We start from the raw sequence: 18,478 nt of genomic DNA on the forward strand, positions 1-18,478 counted from the left end.
GGCGCCAGCCAGTGTCCCGATTCTCAGTGGCCGGTTCTCTCAGTGGCCCGCGGGCCCTGCCGCCCCTTCGGTCTTGCGCATCAGCAGTGAGAGCACGAGCGCGGCGACGGCGATCGAGGCGGCGGTCAGGAACGCCGCGTGCATGCCCGCTGCCGGACCGGACGAGACGGAAACCACCGCGAAGATCGAGACCAGCAGCGCGGTGCCGGCCGCGCCGGCCACCTGCTGCAGGGTGCTCAGGATGGCCGAGCCGTGGGAGTACAGGTGCGGCGGCAGCGGGTTCAGCCCGGTGGTGAAGGCGGGGGTGAACAGCAGCGCCAGGCCAAGGCTAAGGGTCACGTGCAGGGCGATGATCCAATCCACCGGCGACTGTGCGTCCAGTCCGGCCAGCTGCCAGAGTGAGAGCACCATCAGCACGGAACCGGTCACGGTCAGCGGCAGCGGGCCCACCTTGTCGAACAGCCGGCCGATCACCGGGCCCAGCAGCCCCATGGCGAGGCCGCCCGGGAGCAGCACCAGGCCGGTCTCCAGCGACTTCAGGCCTCGGATTTCCTGCAGGTAGAGCGGCAGCAGGATGACGGCACCGAACAGCGCGACCATCGCGACCACCAGCAGCAGCACGGAGACGGTGAACATCCGGAAGTTAAAGGCCCGCAGGTCCAGCAGCGGCTCGTCCCGCTTCTGCAGCCTCAGCTGCCGGAACACGAACGCGGTCAGGGCCACGACGCCGACGGCAAGCGCGGCGACGGCGGGGGCGGGCGGCCCGGAGGTGCCGCCGCCGATCTGGCTCAGCCCGTAGACCACGCCGCCGAAGGCCGGGATGGTCAGGACCACCGAGAGGGCGTCCAGGCGGGTCTTCTCGTTCTCGCCGATGTTGCGCAGGAACTTGGCCCCGATCGCGAGGGCCAGCAGGGCGATCGGCAGGACGAAGACGAACATGAAGCGCCAGGAAAAGTTCTGCAGGATCAGGCCGGAGACCGTTGGACCCATGGCCGGTGCCACGGAGATCGCGATGCTGACGTTGCCCATGACCGCGCCGCGCCGGGAGATCGGCACCAGGGTCAGGATGGTGGTCATCAGCAGCGGCAGCATGATGGCGGTGCCCGCGGCCTGGACGATCCGGGCCAGCAGGAGCACCGCGAAGCCCGGGGCGAGGGCGGCCAGCAGGGTGCCGCCGGAGAACAGTCCCATGGCCAGCATGAAGACGGCCCGGGTGGTCAGCCGCTGCAGGATGAACCCGGTGGTGGGGATGACCACGGCCATGGTCAGCATAAAGCCGGTGGCCAGCCACTGGACCGTTGGCGCGTCCACGCGCAGGTCCACCATGAGCCGCTGCAGTGCGACGTTCATGATGGTCTCGTTCAGGATCACCACAAAGGTGGCCACCAGCAGGGTGGCGATGACAGTCACGGATTCGCGGGACAGCTTCTCCGGCGCGGGTTTGGCCGCGCGGGCGTTCGCGGCCGGGGAGCCTGCGGGGATTTCCGCGCGGTTTCCGTTTCCGGTGCCCTCTGCGTCGGTGCTTTCGGCGTCGATCCGGGGCGGGGCCAGACCCTCCTGGACGGTGGAACGGGATTCTTCAGGCATGGGGTTCCCTCGGGGATGCGATGGCGGATTGGCGGACATGGCCGCCACTACGATTCTCAACCCTCCGGCCGGAAAGGTCATTCCCTCCCCGTCGGACTATTTGTTCCCTAGGAGTCCAGCGGCACGTTGTCGATCAGCCGCACCGGGCCCACCTTGGCCGCGATGAGCACCAAAGCCTCGCCCCGGAACGGCGTCTCGCGGCAGTTCTCCGCGAGCGGCTCCAGGGTGAGCGGATCGACGACGTCGAAGTAGTCCAGTTCCACGAGCGGCTGGGATTCCACCAGCGCGCGGGCGGAGTCCAGGTCGAGGGGTTCGTGCGCGTTCGCCCGGTCCTCCACCAGCCGCAGCGCCCGCGAGAGGACCAGCGCGGCCTCGCGTTCGGCGTCGGAAAGGAAGCGGTTCCGGCTGGAGAGCGCCAGCCCGTCCGCCGACCGCACGATCGGGACGGCCACGATCTCCACCGGGAAGTTCAGGTCGGCCACCATCCGGCGCACCAGGGTCAGCTGCTGGGCGTCCTTCTGGCCGAAGTACGCCCGGTAGTCGGCCCGGCCGGCACCAGGCAGCCCGTAGTGCAGCAACTTCGCCACCACGGTCAGCGCGCCGTCGAAGTGCCCGGGGCGGGAGGCGCCCTCCCACTTCTCGGCCAGCGCGCCGGAGGTGATCCGGACCATCGGCTCCCCGCCGGGGTAGACCTCCTCGACGGACGGCGCGAACACAAGGTCCACGCCCTCCGCCTCCAGCAGCGCCAGGTCCGCCTCCAGCGTGCGCGGGTAGCGTTCCAGGTCCACGGCCTCGCCGAACTGCAGCGGGTTAACGAAGATGGTGGCCACCACCACGTCGTTCTGCGCGACGGCGGTGCGCGCCAGCGCGGCGTGGCCCTCGTGCAGGGCGCCCATGGTGGGGACGATGCCCTGGGAGCTGCCGCCCTTTTCGGTGAGCAGGCGGGCGCTCTCGGCGCGCAGCTGTGCGGCGGTGGTCACCAGCTGGATGGGCATATCGGGGTCCTTCCTCAGGAAACGGTCAGTCCGGTGCGGCGCCGTCGAGCGCCTGGCGGATGCCGTCGACTTGGTCCGGCCTGAGCAGCCCGCGGCTGCCCGCGCGGCGGGCCGTCGCCCGCGCCATGGCCAGGTAGGCCTCCAGAATATCCCCGCCGGAGCCGCCGTCGAGGTCGCGCAGCGCCTCCGCGTGCGCGGCGACGGTGCCGGCGTCCCCGCGGGCCACCGGGCCGGTCAGCGCCGACTCACCGGAGGCGAGGGCATTCTCGAGGCTGGCGCGCAGCAGCGGGCCCAGCATGCGGCCGGGTTCCTCGACGCCCACCTCGCGCAGCATTTCCGCGGCCTGCGCCACCAGGGTGACCAGGTGGTTCGAGCCGTGGGCCAGGGCGGCGTGGTACAGCGGCCGGTCCCCCTCGGCGATGGCGACGGGCTCGGCCCCCATCTCCACCACCAGGGCCTGGGCGATGGGCAGCATGGCCGGGTCCGCGGTCACGCCGAAGGTGCAGTCCAGCAGGCGGGTCAGGTCAAGGCTCATCCCGGTGAAGGTCATGGCCGGGTGCAGGGCCAGCGGCACGGCGCCGGCGGCACGGACCGGATGCAGGATGCCGACGCCGAAGCGCCCGGAGGTGTGGGCCACCAGCTGCCCCGGCTGCCAGGCGCCGAGTTTCGCGAGCCCGTCCACCAGCGGGCCGAGGGCGTCGTCCGGGACGGCCAGCAGCACCAGTTCGGCGCGTTCGACGATGTCCTGGATCTCCAGGACCGGCACGCCGGGCAGGAGCGTGTCCGCCCGTTCACGGCTGGCCTCGGAGACGGCGGAGACGCCGACGACGGCGTGTTCGGCGGCGCGCAGGGCCGCGCCGAGGACGGCTCCGACCTTTCCGGCGCCGATGATTCCGACGCCGAGGCGTCCTGGCTTAGCCATGCTGTGGGCCTTCCTGTAAATCTTCGGCGGTGTTCCCCGCCGGCTGGGGTTTGGGGCTCAGGCGTGCAGCCTGGGCCAGGAGCAGGGCGCGGCCTTCGGCCAGGCCCGCCTGGATCACCCGGGGGGCCACCGGTCCGGAGGTGGTGTGCAGGACCAGGTCCACGACGCCGAAGCGCCGAGCCACGGGTCCCTGGTGCAGGGCGATGGACTGGGTGCGTCCGTGCGGCACCACGGTCAGGTGCCGCCACCAGCGGCCTGTGCGGATCAGCAGCGCATTGCCGGTCACGGCGAAGCCATTGCGACGCCATCGCAGCGGCGCGAGCAGCCGGGCGCGGCGCGGGGTGGTGGTGAAGCCGCCGTCGGTATCTCCGATGGTGTGGGCGGGGTCCCGCCGGGCCTGGATGCGGGCTGCGGGCGCCAGCCCGCTCAGCCCGGCGGCGAGGACGGCGTGGGCGTCAGGGCCCTCGGCTTCCGCGGCGAAGGATTGATCGGAGCCCGGCCGCGCGGCCCCATCGGGCAGCACCAGGTCCAGCAGCACGGTCACGTCCTGCAGGGTGCCGACCGGCAGCAGGGTGGTCCGGGCGGATCGTTGGCCGTCCTGGCCGGGCGTCCCGTAGCCGGCGACGTTGACCTGGATGCGGTACCAGCCCAGCGGCCGCCAGAGCGGCGGCTGGCTGATCCGCAGGGCCTGGATCCTGCCCGGCGGGAGCGTCTGGGCGAGGGTGTCCAGCAGCCCGTACTGGAGCCGGATTCCGGCCTGGGAGGCAGCCGCGGTGAAGTTGTAGCCCTTGCTGAAGGAGGTCCAGAAGCCGGCCAGGATGCCGAGCCCGGCGGGGACCAGGTAGAAGGAGAAGCTCCGGTTCTCCGTGAAAGCGGAGAGCAGCACTGACGTCGCGGCGCCCAGCAGCAGGACCACGGCCTGCTCGCTGAGCAGCAGTGATCCGGCCAGGCGGCGGGGCGGGACGGTCAGCACCGGCCGTTCGGGCGGGTCCGCGGGCGCGGCCGGCCCGGGCGGCGCCGCAGGTACCGCAGCGAGCTGAGCGTCGACCTGTGCACCAGATCCCTGGGCGACGGGTACCGCGGCGGCCTGTCCCGCAGCGCCCCGCAGGGCGGCCTCGCCAACGGCGGCCTCGCGAACGGCGGCGTCGAGGATGGCGGCGCGCAGCCGGCGGGCCTCCGCGACGCGCAGGTAGGCCAGGTGCACCGCCGACTGCCCGGCGTCGGCCACCTCGAAGCGCAACTCTGCGAGGCCGAAGATGCGGGCCAGCAGCGGCTGGACGACGTCGATCGCCTGGACCCGGTCCAGCCGCGCCTGCCGGTGCTGCTTGACCAGAACGCCGGTGGTGACCCGGACGAAGCCGCCTGCCACCTGATAGCGGGTGAAGTACCAGCTCAGGACGAAGCCGGCCACCACCAGCAGCAGCATGGTGCCGCCGCCCAGCAGCAGCCAGGGCGCGCGGCCCGCGAAGCGCTCGTCGAAGACCGGGCCGCCGCGCAGCAGCCGTTCGGCGGCGTCGCGGCCGAAGAAGAAGAACAACGCCGCGAGTGCCAGCCAGCCGCGGACAAACGGCGAGGCGGGGTGCACCCGCTGCCAGTTGTCGGTGCCGCCGTTCACAGTCCGGCCAGCCGGGCCTCGCCGCGGGCGGTCAGCTGCTCCCGGAGCCGGGCGCCCTCCGCGGCGGGCAGGCCCGGGATCACGGCGCTGGTCCCGGCGGAGGCGGTGTGGAGTTTCAGCGTGCAGAGCCCTAGCGCCCGCTCCAAGGGTCCGGCCGCGATGTCCACGTATTGCATCCGGCCGTAGGGCACCACCAAGGTGCGCTGGAAGAGAATGCCGCGGCGGATCAGCAGGTCATCGACGCGTTCGGCGTAGCCGACGGCGCGGACCTGGCGCGGAATCAGCACCAGCCGCCAGAGGGCCAGCAGCAGGTAGGCGGACGGCAGCGCGACGGCGAACCACAGCGGCGGCCACCGCCACGCTCCGGCGAGCACCAGAGCCAGCGGCAAGGCCAGGGCGGCGGTGACGAGCACGGTTTCGGCGCCCCAGCCCAGCAGGCGGGCCGTCAGGTAGCGCGGCGAGACCCGCAGCCAGGAGATGCCCGGCGGATCAATCGCCTCGGTAGGCATATTCGCCTTCGGCTTCCGGTTTTCCGCGCTTCCCGGCCACCCCCGGGGGCTTGCCTGCGTCGCCGTCCTCCGGCGGGATGCGGCAGAACCGCTCCACCATCAGCCCCACCACGATCATCACCAGGCCGCCGCCAGCCATGGCCGCAATCTCCCAGGTGATGGCCTGGCCGCTGCGGACATTCCAGAGCCGGAGCTGGTCCATGAAGATCCCGGCATGCCAGCCGAGCAGCATGGCGCCGGTGTAGGCGCAGGCCTGGGCGAGAACCAGGGTCCAGGCGGCCAGGATGGGGTTCAGCAGCTGTTTCTTCTTGCCGTTGCGCCAGCGCAGCACCCGGATGCCCAGCACCAGGGTAAGGACCACGATCACGCCCATGGTGGTCAGGCCGGTCAGCGGCAGCACCGGGGTGGCCAGGCTGTAGCGGGCCGCCAGCAGGGTCGCGGCCCAGCCGGCGGCGGCCAGGCCGACGCCGATCACCAGTAGCACCAGCGGGTTGGTCAGCTTCATGGCGACACCGCCGGGCCGTTGGCGCCGTTGAGTTCCTCGAAGCCGTCGAAGGGGGCCAGGTCCCGGAAATCGGCGGCCCGGACGGCGAGATTGGCGACGCGTTCGCCGCCCAGTTCCGCCGCGGGGTCGATCAGGGACCACGGGTACAGCACGAAGGCCCGCTCGGCCGCGCGCGGGTGCGGCAGCGTCAGGACCGGGTCGTCGCTGACCAGCTCGCCGTAGGTGACGATGTCCACGTCCAGGGTGCGGGGGCCCCAGTGGACCTCCCGGACCCGGTGGTGCTTCCGTTCCACGGCGTGGCAGTGGTCCAGGAGCTGGCGCGGGGACAGGGAGGTCTCGACGGCGATGACCATGTTCAGGAAGTCCGGTTGGTTGGGCGGGCCGCCGACGGCCTTGGTCTGCACGATCGGCGAGATGGCCAGCAGCCGCACCTCCGGCGGGTCAACGAGGTCGGCGACGGCGGCGGAGAGGGTGTCGTTCCGGGCGCCGAGGTTGCTGCCGAGAGCCAGGACGGCGCGGGTGTACGTGGCGGGTTCCGGCGTAGCCGGGGCGTGGGCGGCGGAGCTCATGGGCGTTCCCGGTGCACGCTGACGGCAACGTCGCCGAAGTGGACCTGAATCGGGGCCTTGGGCTTGTGCACGGTGATGTCCACGGCGGTGACCGGGAAGCGTTCCAGCAGGTCCTCGGCGATCCGGACGGCCAGGGCCTCGATCAGGTTCACCGGCGCACCGGTGATCCAGCCACGGATGCATTCGGCCACCTCACCGTAATGCGCCGTGTCCAGCACGTCGTCGCTCGCGGCGGCGGCGGTGAAGTCCAGGTGCAGGACGGCGTCGACGACGAAGGGCTGCCCCTCGCGCCGTTCGAAGTCGAACACGCCGTGGTGCCCGACGGCGGTGACGCCGCTGAGCGTGATCCGGTCCATGGTTCCGCCGGCCTAGCTGTTGCCGGACGGGGTCATCCGGGCGGCGGCCTTGACCGCGTCGAGGTTCGGCCCGACGTCGTGGACCCGGACGGCCCAGGCGCCGCGGAAGGCGCTGATCGCGGTGATGGCGGCGGTGGCGGCGTCGCGGTCCCCGGGGGCGGCGGCCTTGCCGGCGACCGTGAGGAGGCTGCCCAGAAAACGCTTCCGGGATGCGGCCACCAGCACCTTGTGGCCCATCGCCTGCAGCACGTCCAAGTGCTGCAGGAGCTCCCAGTTCTGGGCTTCGTTCTTGGCGAAGCCCAGTCCCGGGTCCACGATGATCTGCTCCGGCGCGGCGCCGGCGGCGACCAGCTTGTCGCGGACGCCGGCCAGCTCGGCCGCCACGTCGGCGGCGACGTCCCGGTAGTCGGTCAGGGAGTCCATGGTGCGGGCGTCCCCGCGGCGGTGGGTGAGGACGTAGGGCACCTTGCTGCGGGCCACGAGTTCCACCATCTCCGGTTCGATGGTCAGGCCGGAGACGTCGTTGATGATGGCGGCGCCAGCGGCCAGAGCCGCCTCGGCCGTGGCGGCGTGGGTGGTGTCGATGCTGACCAAAGCGCCGGCCTTCACCAGCGCCTCGATCACGGGCAGCACGCGGCGCTGTTCCTCGTCCGGGGTGACCTCGGCGGCGCCGGGGCGGGTGGACTCGCCGCCGACGTCGATGATGTCCGCGCCGGCGTAGTACATCCGCAGCCCGGCGGAGATGGCCTGTTCCGGGGTGGCGTTGCGGCCGCCGTCGCTGAAGGAGTCGGGGGTGACGTTGAGGATTCCCATGACCAGGGTGCGGTTCGTGGGCAGGTCCTTGAAGGCGGCGGCCGGCCTCGGCTTCCGCAGCACGGGCAGCGGCGAGGTGGCAGGCCCGGTTCCGGGGGCTGCGGCGAGGGAGTCCATAGTGTGTCTTTCTTACCTTCCGAGGATGAGGCTCATGGCTTCGGCACGGGTGGCCGGGTCATGCAGTTGCCCACGGACCGCGCTGGTGACGGTCTTCGCGCCGGGTTTGCGGATGCCGCGCATTGACATGCACAGGTGCTCGCATTCGACGACGACGATCGCGCCGCGGGGCTTGAGGTGGGTGGTGAGCGCCTCGACGATCTGGGTGGTGAGCCGTTCCTGCACCTGCGGGCGGCGGGCGAACAGGTCCACCAGCCGGGCCAGCTTGCTCAGGCCGGTGACCTTGCCGTCGTGCGAGGGGATGTACCCGACGTGCGCGACGCCGTGGAACGGCACCAGGTGGTGTTCACAGGTGGAGTAGAACGGGATGTCCTTGACCAGGACCAGTTCCTCGTGGTCCAGGTCGAAGGTGGTGGCGAGGATTTCGGCCGGGTCGTGGTGCAGGCCGGCGAACATTTCCGCGTAGGCCTTGGCCACCCGCTTGGGGGTGTCCAGCAGGCCGCTGCGGTCCGGGTCTTCGCCGATGGCGAGCAGGATTTCGCGCACCGCCGCCTCGATCCGGGGCCGGTCCACCAGGGTGGCGGTGCCGCCGTCGGCCCCTGCCGTCCCGGAATTCTCCGGGCGGAAGGGAGCGGCGGCGGCCGAAACGTCGTCGTCGTCGAAGTAGGAAGTCACAGCAGAAGCCTAGCCGGGAAGGCCGTCAGGCCCCAGATCCGTGGTCCCGCCCTGGAAGGGCTCCTGGCCGGGGACGCCCTGGGCGTGCGGCGGCCGGGTGTCCAGCGGCTCCTCAAGGCGGGCCTTGGTGGCCTCCTCCTGTGCCTCACGCTCGGCCTTCTCCTGGCGGGACTCCACCGGGCCGACGTCGTGGATGGGCCGGGTGTCCTTGGAGAGCCAGATCTCACGGAAGTCGCGCTTACGGATATCCGCGAAGACCTGCGCGATCTCGTTCTGGTTCAGGGTCTCGCGCTCGAGCAGCTCGAGGGCCAGCTGGTCCAGGACGTCGCGGTTGGCGGTCAGGATCTCGTACGCCTCGTCGTGGGCGTTCTCGATCAGGCGGCGGACCTCCTCGTCAACGACGTAGGCGATCTGGTCCGAATAGTTGCGCTCGTGCCCGGCGTCGCGGCCCAGGAACGGCTCGCCGCCGCCCTGGCCGAGGCGGACCGCGCCGACGCGCTCACTCATGCCATATTCGGTGACCATCTTCCGGGCGATGCCGGTGGCCTTCTCGATGTCGTTGGACGCGCCGGTGGAGGGGTCGTGGAAGACCAGTTCCTCGGCGACGCGGCCACCCATGGCGTAAGCCATCTGGTCCAGGAGCTCGTTGCGGGTCACGGAGTACTTGTCGTTCTCCGGTACCACCATGGTGTACCCGAGGGCCCGGCCGCGGGGCAGGATGGTGATTTTGGTGACCGGGGCGGAGTTCCGCAGGGCCGCGGCGACGAGGGCGTGGCCGCCTTCGTGGTAGGCGGTGACCTTCCGCTCGTGTTCCTTCATCACGCGGCTGCGCTTCTGCGGGCCGGCCATGACGCGGTCGATCGCCTCGTCGAGGGCCCGGTCGTCGATCAGGTTGGCGTTGGAGCGCGCGGTGAGCAGCGCGGCCTCGTTGAGCACGTTGGCCAGGTCGGCGCCGGTGTAGCCGGGGGTCTTCTTGGCCACGGCCTTGAGGTCGACGCCGGGAGCCATCGGCTTGCCCTTGGCGTGGACCTTGAGGATCTGGTCGCGGCCGATCAGGTCCGGGGCCTCGACGGAGATCTGCCGGTCGAAGCGGCCGGGGCGCAGCAGCGCCGGGTCCAGCACGTCGGGCCGGTTGGTGGCGGCGATCAGGATGACGTTGGTCTTGACGTCGAAGCCGTCCATCTCCACGAGGAGCTGGTTGAGGGTCTGCTCGCGTTCGTCGTTGCCGCCGCCGATGCCGGCGCCGCGGTGACGGCCGACGGCGTCGATCTCGTCGACGAAGATGATCGCCGGGGAGTTGGACTTGGCCTGTTCGAAGAGGTCGCGGACGCGGGAGGCGCCGACGCCGACGAACATTTCAACGAAGTCCGAGCCAGAGATGGAGAAGAAGGGGACGCCGGCCTCGCCGGCGACGGCGCGGGCCAGCAGCGTCTTACCGGTGCCGGGAGGGCCGTAGAGCAGCACGCCCTTGGGGATCTTGGCCCCGACGGCCTGGAACTTGGCCGGTTCCTGGAGGAATTCCTTGATTTCCTGGAGCTCCTCGACGGCCTCGTCCGCGCCGGCGACGTCGCTGAAGGTCACCTGCGGCATGTCCTTGTTGACCATCTTGGCCTTGGACTTGCCGAACTGCATGACCTTGGAGCCGCCGCCCTGCATCCGGGAGAGCAGGAACCAGAAGAGCACACCCAGCAGCAGGACCGGAACAAGCAGGGAGAACAGGCCGGAGAACCAGTTGCTCTCGACCGGCTGGTCGGTGAAGCCGCTCGGCGGCTTGGAGTCCGTGACGGCCTTGACGACGTCGGCCGCGCGGGCGTTGACGAAGTAGAACTGGACGTTCTTGCCCTTGTCCTGGCCGTCGATCTGCAGATTGTCCTTCAGGACCAGGTCCACTCGGTTCTCGGCGTCGAAAATCTTGGCCTGTTCAACCTTGCCGCCGTCGGTCAGGAGCGCCAGGCCCTTGTCCGTGTCGATGCGGCTCGACCCGCCCGGGGCGAGGGTGGCAAAGGCCAGCAGGAGCATGCCGATGACGACGACAATCCAGATGCCGGGGCCCTTGAAGAAACTCTTAGCTTTCATCTGATCGGGGGCTGGCCCCGTCCCTCCTGGTAGTGCTGCACGGCGTCCCATGGGCGCGCGTGTGGTGCTGCGTCAGTCTAGCTATACACCGTCGCTGTACCTCACGCACGGTCGGGATCAAAAGTTCCCTATGGGCGTAGCGGAGGGCGGGGTCCGGCCCGGCCGCCGGGTCCCGTGGGCGCCGGCGGCGGCGCGGCGGACTTACTCGTAGACGTGCGGGGCGAGGGTGCCCACGAAGTCCAGGTTGCGGTACTTCTCTGCGTAGTCCAGGCCGTAGCCGACGACGAATTCGTTCGGGATGTCGTAGCCGACGTACTTGACGTCGATCTGGACCTTGGCCGCGGTGGGCTTGCGGAAGGCGGTGCAGATTTCCACCGACGCGGTGCCGCGGGATTCCAGGTTGGTCTTGAGCCAGGACAGGGTCAGGCCGGAGTCGATGATGTCCTCGACGATCAGGACGTCCTTGCCCATCAGGTCCGTGTCCAGGTCCTTGAGGATCCGGACGACACCGGAGGACTGGGTGCCGGAGCCGTAGGAGGAAACGGCCATCCAGTCCATGGAGACGTGGCTGTGCAGCGCGCGGGCGAGGTCGGCCATGACCATCACGGCGCCCTTGAGCACGCCGACGATCAGCAGCTCGCGGCCCTCGTAGTCCCGGTCGATCTCTGCGGCGAGTTCGGTGATGCGGGACTGGATCTGTTCCTTGGAGTAGAGAACGTGCTTAAGGTCCGCCTGGACGTCGTTTGAATCCACCAATGGCTCCTGTGTAGATGCGGGTGCGACTAATCTTGGGGCCGTTTGTGAGGCCGGAATACTAGCTTCCCACAGCGGGCCGCCTCGCGGGGAACGCCGCCGGCGGCGGGGCCGCCCTCCGTGGGGCTGCCGGGCGCCTGACCCGCCGACTGACCCGCCGCACGGAGCTGGGCGAGCGAGAGCCGGTAGACGCTGACGCCCCCGGGCAGCTGAACGGGTCCGGCCGATCCCCGGCGGCGCAGCAGGTCCTCCGCGGCGAGCAGGCGCTGGTGGCTGGGTTGCTGGCCGCCGACCTCGGCCGCGGCCTTCGCGATCACCCGGAACCTGAGCGCGGCCGGCAGGGCGCGGAGCTCGTCCTCGGGCAGGCCCAGGTCGCCGCCGTCGTAGGTCTTCAGCGTGAGGTACGTGTCGTTCGCCACGGCGTCGAGGTAGTCGGCGTCGGCCTGCAGGATGGCCGCGGTGCGGGCGAGGGATTCGGCGACGCCGGGGCCGAGTTTCTCCTCCAGCATCGGCAGGACCTCTACCCGGGTGCGGGAACGGGCGAAGGCCGGGTCTGCGTTGCTCGGATCGTGCCAGGGGTCCAGGTCTTCGGCCGCACAGATTTCCAGCGTCTCGGCCCGCCGCAGGCCCAGGAACGGCCGGAGCAGCCGCCCGCGGGCCGGCCGCATGCCGGCCAGGGAGCGGGTGCCGGAGCCCCGGGCCAGGCCCAGCAGGACCTGCTCGGCCTGGTCGTCCAGGGTGTGGCCGAGCAGGATGGCCTGCGCTCCGGCGTCATCCGCGGCCGCGTCCAGGGCGGCATGCCGGGCCTCCCGGGCGGCGGCCTCCGGCCCCATCCCGGTGGCGGCGACGGTGACGGTCCGGATCTCCACGGGAGCCAGTCCCAGCTCCCGCAGCGCCGCCGCGGCGGCCCGGGCGACTTCCGCGGAGCCGGGCTGCAGCTGATGGTCGACGACGACGGCGCCGACACTGATCGGGTGGCCGTGCACGTGGCCGCGGCGGGCGAAGTACGCCGCGGCGGCCGCGAGGGCCAGGGAATCCGGGCCGCCGCTGCAGGCGACCAGTACGCGTTCGGGGTAGCCGGCGTCGGCGAGGGCCGTCTCGAGCAGCTTCCGCGCCTTGCCGAGCACGGGCGAGAGGCGGCCGGGCCGGCGCCGGCCGGCGGGACGTACGGCGCTTTCGCTGGCGGGCTGGGTGGTGTCGGCGTGGGCGTCCGCGGTGGCGGGTTCGTTCGTGGGGCTCATGCCGCTTAGAGGCCCATCCGTTCGACCCAGAGCTTGGGGTCGTGGATTTCGGGTTCGGTGGGCAGGTGGTCCGCGGACTCCCAGACCCGGTTGAAACCCGCCATGCCGACGGCGTCCACCACCTCGCGGACGAACTTGGAGCCATCGCTGTACTGGCGCATCTTGGCGTCCAGGCCGAGAAGGCTGCGGATGAACTTCTCCACCGCGCCGCGGTCCTTGCCGCGGGCGTTGAAGCGCTGCCGGATGGTCTTCACCGACGGCACGATGCTGGCATCCACCGCATCCATGACCACGTTGGCGTGGCCCTCGAGCAGGCTCATCACGGCGGTCAGGTGCGAGATCGCGGCCTTCTCCTCGGGGTCCTGCAGCAGGTCCAGGATGGCGCCGCGGCCGGGGGCTGCGCCGGGAGCGGACCGGTCCTTGAGCGACCTGGCCGCCGCGGCGGCGCGCTCCATGATCGAGTCGACGTTGCCCAGCAGGTGCCCGCTGAGGCCCTCGATCTGGTCCAGCATGTGGTGCCGCAGCCAGGGCGCGGCGGCGAACTGGACCCGGTGGGTCTGCTCGTGCAGGCAGACCCAGAGCCGGAAGTCCTCGGGAGCGACGTTCAGTTCCCGCTCCACCGAGATGATGTTCGGCGCCACCAGCAGCAGGCGGCCGGCGGCCGGGGCCATGGAGCCGGGGGCCAGGGCGGAGAACGGGTCGTACTGGCCGAGGACCTTGCTGGAAAGGAACGCCAGGATGGCGCCGAGCTGGCTGCCGGTGATGGCGCCGCCGACGCTCGCGCTGCCGGGGCTGATGCTGCCGCGGCGGCCCTCCAGCATCTTCTCGATGGCGGGCTGCAGCATGACGGCGAAGCTCTGGGTGTTGGCCTTGGCCCAGGAGGCGCGGTCCACCACCAGGACGGAGGAGTCGCGCAGGTCCCGGGCGGCCTCGAGGCCGGTGATGTCGTGGACGTGCGGGACGGAGAGGTCGGCCATCAGGCGGAGGTTCTCCACCGCGGCTCCGATTTCCTTGGCCCCGAGCGTGGGACCGGCCGGGGTTAGCCGCGCGGCAGTGGACGCCGCGAGCTCCCAATTCACCAGGGCCTGGGCCTGGGCTGACGTCTCTGCTGATCCGGCGGGCGAGGGGGTCTCCATAGTCCCCATCAGATCACAGGGCCCGGGCCACCGCACAGGAATCCGTCCCGGACCGGGCCCGTTTCGACGGTTCGGGCAATTCCTCAGCGGCAGCCGCAGGCCGCAAGGGTGGAGGCGGTCCGGTCCAGGGCTTCCTTGTTGCCGGCCGCCCCCGGGGTCAGGCCATTGCCGATGAAGGAGAAGACCAGGAGCCGGCCGTCGGCGTCCACCACGTAGCCGCTCAGGGCGATCACGGAGTTCAGCGTCCCGGTCTTGGCGCGGACCAGGCCCGCGCCGGCGGCGGTGGTGGCATCCGTGTACCGGCTGCCGAGCGTTCCGGTCAGCCCTGCCACCGGGAAGCCGGCCAGGGCGGAACGGAGCCGGGTGTCGGGGCCGTTGGTCATGGCCCGCACCAGCGCCGTGAGCTGCCGGGCGGTGACCCGGTTCTCCAGGGTGAGCCCGGCCAGGTCCGCGGCGTGCAGGGTGTCGGTGGGAATCTTGAGTTCCTGCAGCTGTTTCAGGACGGCGGCGATGGCACCCTCGCCGCTGCCCGGCTGTCCGCTGGCCAGGGCCACCATGCGGCCCATGACCTCGGCGAGGTAGTTGTCCGAGGTGCGCAGCAACAGGTCCACCTGTTCGCTGACGGTCGCGGATTCGGCCTCGGCCAGGACCGCTCCGGCGCGGGGCCCGCCGCCGTCGCCCTTCTCTGCCGGATCATTGCCTCCCTGGCCCTTGCTGCCCACGTCCTGCGTGGGCGCCTTCGCGCGCACGACGCCGGGTGCCACGGTGATGCCCGTGGAACCGCCGGCCTCCCCCAGCCGGGCGGCGAAGGCCTCGGCGGCGGTCATGGCCGCGTCCTGCGGCCGGGCCCCGGCGGTGCTTCCGGGCGCGAACCGGGCCCCGTTCAGAGCCAGCGGGAACAGCGGCGCCACCTCGCCGGCGGCCACGTCATCCGGGCTCCAGGCGGGGCTGAGGGACGGGCCGGTGAAGAGTGAATCGTCCAGCTGCACGGTAACGGGACCGGTCACGCCTGCCTGCCGGAGGGCCGTGACGGTGGACTTGGCCAGGGTCGCCAGGCCGGCGTGGCCCAGCACCGCGTCCGGGGCGGAGTCCCCGGCGCCCAGCAGCACGTCCCCGCCGCCGGTGAGGACCACGGTGCCGGGGGTGGCACCTGCGATCACCCGGGTGGTGAAGCGGCTGTCCGGGCCGAGGGTTCGGAAGGCCGCGGCCGCGGTGAGCAGTTTGATGTTCGATGCCGGCGCCCGGCCCTCGTCGCCCGCCCGGTCGAAGAGGACCTCGCCGGTAGCGGCGTCCTGCACCATGCCGGTGAAGGTGCCGCCGCCGTCGGTCTTCAGGGTGGCGTTGAGCCGCTCCGCGAGGGTGGCCGCGTTGGGGACGGGGGCGGCGTCGTCGAGCGGTTTAACCGCGCCGGGGACGGCGGTGAGGGCCGACGGCGGGAGCTGCCACGGGCCCGCCGCGGGCACTGCCGGGGGACGGGACGGGCCGGCGAATCCGGGGCCGACGGCGATGCCGGCGGGGATCACGAGCGCGATGACCAGCAGCCCCAGCAGCACGGCCGGAACGCTCCGGCGCCACCCGGCGGCCCGGGAATCCTGCCCGCGCGGGCTCGTTGTGCGTGTCATGGTGCTGATGGTCCTTAGTTCCGAAATGTCCCCACTAGTTCCTGAAACCAGGGCCTGTCGCTATATCCTCAATAATAGTCGGCGGTACCGGGTGGCCTTTTTGGGGCGCCAGCCCGTGCCGCGCACCCCCTTACATCCGTCGAGGAGCATTCCATGAAGCATGACGTGACCATCGAGATCCCCAAGGGATCGCGCGTCAAGTACGAAGTCGACCACGAGACCGGCCGCGTCCGCCTGGACCGCGTCCTGTTCACCTCCATGCAGTACCCGACGCACTACGGTTTCTTCGAGAACACCCTGGGCGAGGACGGCGACCCGTTGGACGCCCTGGTCCTGCTGCAGGACTTCGACCTGCACCCCGGCGTGATTGTCGAGGCCCGCCCGATTGGCGTGTTCAACATGACCGACGACGGCGGCGGGGACGCCAAGGTCCTCTGCGTGCCGGCCGACGCCCGCTTCGACCACATCAACGAGATCAGCGACGTCAGCGAGTTCCTGATCAAGGAAATCGAGCACTTCTTCACCCGTTACAAGGACCTGGAGCCGGGCAAGTGGGTCAAGGCCGAGGGCTGGGGCGACCGCGCCGCCGCCGAAGCCGAGCTGGAAGCCTCAATCAAGCGCTTCGTTCCGCACGCTCACTAAGGCCGCGTCGGTAAACGACAAAGCATTAAGCGTCATCTGCCGGGGCCACCCCGCGCCGACCGGCCGTCAGGGGCGGCGGTGCCGGGTGGCCTCCGGCGTTTAACGGGTAGAGATGGGTTTACGGCGGACCATTGATCAGCTGCTGACACCGGGTGGACGGCGGACACTGCCAGCCGTGAATCAGGAAGATGTGAAATCGTTGGTTCATGACCACAGAGCCCGCGTTTAACCCGCCCTGCGGCCCCGTGACCGGCTGGCACGACGGCGAGGTGCTGCGCGCCACCGGCATCCCCTATGCCTCGGCCGCCCGGTTCCAGCCGCCGGCACCGGCGCCGGGATGGACCGCGCCCTTCGCAGCGACCACCCTCTCCCCCGCCTGCCCGCAGGCTCCCGTGCCGTTCCTGGATGACATCCTGGGCACCCGGTACGGCGAACTGCCCGGCAGCGAGGACTGCCAGCGCCTCTCCATCACCATCCCGGCGGGCCTGGGCCCGGACGAGCGGGTCCCGGTGATGGTGTGGCTGCACGGCGGCTCCTACACCTCCGGCTCGGGCGACCTGGCAATCTTCGACCCCAAGGCCCTGGTCGCGGAGAACCGGGTCATCGTCGTCTCGGTCACCTACCGGCTGGGCCTCTTCGGCTACCTCGCCGCCGGCGACGGCCGCCCGGCGAACCTGGGCCTGCTGGACCAGCTGGAGGCCTTCCGCTGGGTGCGCCGCAACATCGCCGCGTTCGGCGGCGACCCGGAAAACGTGACCGCCTTCGGCCAGTCCGCGGGCGGGGACGCCGTCGCCCACCTGATGGCCGTGCCGGAGGCGCCGTCGCTGTTCCGCCGCGCCATCATCCAGAGCGCCCCACTGGGCATCACCCGCGGACGCGACAAGATGAGCGCCGCAATGGGGGCCGCGGCCCAACACGTCACCGAGGACACCCCGGCACTGGATGTCGTGGCCGCCGAGGCCCGGGTGGCGCGGGCGGCCCGGAAGTTCGGGCTGGCCTCCGCCATGCCGTTCGGCACCCAGTACGGCCACGAACCGCTGCCGCCCGAGGCCGCCATCGAGCAGGCCTGGGACGCCACCGCCCCCGGGATCGAGGTCCTGATCGGGCACACCACGGAGGAGGCGCGGATGTTCCTGCCGCGCAACCGCATCGTGGGCCGGATCGGCCGGGTCCCGGTGCTGGGGAACGCCGTCGTCAAGGCCATCAACTGGGCCGTCACGGAGGCCGTCTACGGCCGGGCGTCCCGGAAGTTCGCCCGCCGCCACGTCCGCGCGGGCGGCCGCGCGCACCGCTACCTGCTCTCCTGGCACGCCCCGGGCAACATCTACGGCGCCGCCCACACCGTGGACCTGCCGCTGCTCTTCGGCGACGAGCAGACCTGGGCCGGGGTGGGCCTGCTCGCGGGCGCCAGCTGGGAGGACGTCAACGTCCCGGGCAAGGCGATGCGGTCGCTCTGGGCCCGCTTCGCCTCCGGTGAAGGGCTCGACGCCGACGGCGGGATCCCCGGCGCACTCCGCTACCGGGCGGTCTAAGCCGTGCGGACCCTCGGGGTGGACCTCGCCGCGGCGACCAAGAAGACCGCGGCCGCCATCCTCGAGTGGGAGGGCGGGACGGCAACGCTGGTGCACCTGGCCCTCGACGTTGACGACGCCGACATCGTCCGGCTCTTCGGCGGCTGCGCCATGACAGGCATCGACTGCCCGGTGGGCTGGCCCGACGCGTTCCTGCCCTTCATCGCCGCGCACCTGGCCGGCGAGCCATACCCGGTGCTGGACTATGACGGCATCGAGGGCCGCCGGCTGCTCGCATACCGGGAAACGGACCGCTTCACCACCGGGCTGACCGGCCTGATCCCGCTGAGTGTCTCCGCAGACCGGCTGGCGCACCCGGCGATGCGCTGCGCGGTGATCCAGGCCAAGATCGCCCGGGAGCACGGGCTGCAGCCGCGGGATGGCAGCGGCCGGCTGGCCGAGGTCTACCCGGCGGGGTCGCTCAAGACCTGGGGGCTGCTGGCCCGCGGCTACAAGGGCCGGGGCGGGCCCGAGGCGGAGCGGCTGGGCGGGCTGCTGGCGGCGCTGCGCGACGCCGCGCCGTGGCTGGACCTCGCCGGCCATGAGGAACGCCTGGCCGGTTCCGATGACCTGTTCGACGCCGTCATCGCGGCCCTCACGGCCCGGGCCGTGGCGGTGGGGGCAACCGTCGGGCCGGATGAAACCCACGCCGCGGCGGCCCGGACCGAGGGCTGGATCCACGTGCCAACGGGCGGCCTGGACGCCCTGATAGCGGCCGGATAAACGCCGTGGGAGCGCGGATGCAGTCCGTTTGCGGCGGCACGGCCACCGGGT

18 protein-coding genes are annotated in these 18,478 nt (G+C 71.3%); 3 read left to right on the plus strand and 15 right to left on the minus strand.

The annotated features are described in order from the left end of the window. Positions 1–39: 39 nt before the first annotated feature. The 15 genes from QWJ39_RS06975 to dacB form a co-directional block, all read right to left on the minus strand. Positions 40–1,587, minus strand: coding sequence for an MDR family MFS transporter (locus QWJ39_RS06975; protein ID WP_290257009.1), 1,548 nt, complete (start codon positions 1,585–1,587; stop codon positions 40–42). Between the two features lie 107 nt (positions 1,588–1,694). After that, positions 1,695–2,582 (minus strand): pantoate--beta-alanine ligase, encoded by an 888-nt coding sequence (panC, locus tag QWJ39_RS06980; RefSeq protein ID WP_290257010.1) that lies wholly within the window; start codon positions 2,580–2,582, stop codon positions 1,695–1,697. Between the two features lie 25 nt (positions 2,583–2,607). Continuing rightward, positions 2,608–3,504, minus strand: a complete 897-nt coding sequence (locus tag QWJ39_RS06985) for a DUF2520 domain-containing protein (RefSeq protein ID WP_290257011.1) — start codon at positions 3,502–3,504, stop codon at positions 2,608–2,610. After that, positions 3,497–5,119 (minus strand): PH domain-containing protein, encoded by a 1,623-nt coding sequence (locus QWJ39_RS06990; RefSeq protein WP_290257012.1) that lies wholly within the window; start codon positions 5,117–5,119, stop codon positions 3,497–3,499. Before QWJ39_RS06990 ends, QWJ39_RS06985 begins: the two co-directional genes overlap by 8 nt. Continuing rightward, the gene (locus QWJ39_RS06995) at positions 5,116–5,628 is read right to left on the minus strand and encodes a PH domain-containing protein (protein WP_290257013.1); all 513 of its coding nucleotides are present in this window, start codon (positions 5,626–5,628) and stop codon (positions 5,116–5,118) included. Before QWJ39_RS06995 ends, QWJ39_RS06990 begins: the two co-directional genes overlap by 4 nt. Further along, on the minus strand, positions 5,609–6,133 hold the full coding sequence (locus tag QWJ39_RS07000) for a DUF3180 domain-containing protein (RefSeq protein ID WP_290257014.1): 525 nt from the start codon (positions 6,131–6,133) through the stop codon (positions 5,609–5,611). The genes QWJ39_RS06995 and QWJ39_RS07000 overlap by 20 nt, the downstream gene beginning before the upstream one ends. After that, the gene (folK, locus tag QWJ39_RS07005) at positions 6,130–6,702 is read right to left on the minus strand and encodes a 2-amino-4-hydroxy-6-hydroxymethyldihydropteridine diphosphokinase (RefSeq protein WP_290257015.1); all 573 of its coding nucleotides are present in this window, start codon (positions 6,700–6,702) and stop codon (positions 6,130–6,132) included. The genes QWJ39_RS07000 and folK overlap by 4 nt, the downstream gene beginning before the upstream one ends. Next, positions 6,699–7,058 (minus strand): dihydroneopterin aldolase, encoded by a 360-nt coding sequence (folB, locus tag QWJ39_RS07010; protein ID WP_290257016.1) that lies wholly within the window; start codon positions 7,056–7,058, stop codon positions 6,699–6,701. Before folB ends, folK begins: the two co-directional genes overlap by 4 nt. A gap of 12 nt (positions 7,059–7,070) precedes the next feature. Continuing rightward, complete coding sequence (gene folP / locus QWJ39_RS07015; RefSeq protein WP_290257017.1) at positions 7,071–7,988, minus strand: dihydropteroate synthase; 918 nt, start codon at positions 7,986–7,988, stop codon at positions 7,071–7,073. Positions 7,989–8,000: 12 nt separating this feature from the next. Next, the gene (folE, locus tag QWJ39_RS07020) at positions 8,001–8,561 is read right to left on the minus strand and encodes a GTP cyclohydrolase I FolE (protein WP_290257300.1); all 561 of its coding nucleotides are present in this window, start codon (positions 8,559–8,561) and stop codon (positions 8,001–8,003) included. 111 nt (positions 8,562–8,672) lie between these two features. Further along, the gene (gene ftsH / locus QWJ39_RS07025) at positions 8,673–10,739 is read right to left on the minus strand and encodes an ATP-dependent zinc metalloprotease FtsH (RefSeq protein WP_290257018.1); all 2,067 of its coding nucleotides are present in this window, start codon (positions 10,737–10,739) and stop codon (positions 8,673–8,675) included. 201 nt (positions 10,740–10,940) lie between these two features. Next, on the minus strand, positions 10,941–11,492 hold the full coding sequence (gene hpt, locus QWJ39_RS07030) for a hypoxanthine phosphoribosyltransferase (RefSeq protein ID WP_290257019.1): 552 nt from the start codon (positions 11,490–11,492) through the stop codon (positions 10,941–10,943). A 29-nt stretch (positions 11,493–11,521) separates the two neighbouring features. Beyond that, a complete protein-coding gene (gene tilS, locus QWJ39_RS07035; protein WP_290257301.1) occupies positions 11,522–12,598 on the minus strand; it encodes a tRNA lysidine(34) synthetase TilS in 1,077 nt (358 codons plus the stop codon). A 140-nt stretch (positions 12,599–12,738) separates the two neighbouring features. Beyond that, positions 12,739–13,878 carry a zinc-dependent metalloprotease gene (locus QWJ39_RS07040; RefSeq protein ID WP_290257020.1) on the minus strand — a complete coding sequence of 380 codons (1,140 nt, stop codon included), beginning with the start codon at positions 13,876–13,878 and terminating at the stop codon, positions 12,739–12,741. A gap of 74 nt (positions 13,879–13,952) precedes the next feature. Next, the gene (dacB, locus tag QWJ39_RS07045) at positions 13,953–15,491 is read right to left on the minus strand and encodes a D-alanyl-D-alanine carboxypeptidase/D-alanyl-D-alanine-endopeptidase (RefSeq protein ID WP_290257021.1); all 1,539 of its coding nucleotides are present in this window, start codon (positions 15,489–15,491) and stop codon (positions 13,953–13,955) included. Between the two features lie 153 nt (positions 15,492–15,644). Here dacB and QWJ39_RS07050 point away from each other — a divergent pair, with 153 nt between their 5' ends. The 3 genes from QWJ39_RS07050 (at position 15,645) to QWJ39_RS07060 (ending at position 18,427) form a co-directional block, all read left to right on the plus strand. After that, complete coding sequence (locus QWJ39_RS07050; RefSeq protein WP_290257022.1) at positions 15,645–16,133, plus strand: inorganic diphosphatase; 489 nt, start codon at positions 15,645–15,647, stop codon at positions 16,131–16,133. A gap of 206 nt (positions 16,134–16,339) precedes the next feature. Then, positions 16,340–17,665 (plus strand): carboxylesterase family protein, encoded by a 1,326-nt coding sequence (locus QWJ39_RS07055; protein ID WP_290257023.1) that lies wholly within the window; start codon positions 16,340–16,342, stop codon positions 17,663–17,665. A gap of 3 nt (positions 17,666–17,668) precedes the next feature. Next, complete coding sequence (locus tag QWJ39_RS07060; protein ID WP_290257024.1) at positions 17,669–18,427, plus strand: DUF429 domain-containing protein; 759 nt, start codon at positions 17,669–17,671, stop codon at positions 18,425–18,427. The last annotated feature ends 51 nt before the right edge of the window (positions 18,428–18,478 follow it).

This window comes from Arthrobacter sp. YD4 (assembly GCF_030410515.1).
Classification (GTDB): domain Bacteria; phylum Actinomycetota; class Actinomycetes; order Actinomycetales; family Micrococcaceae; genus Arthrobacter.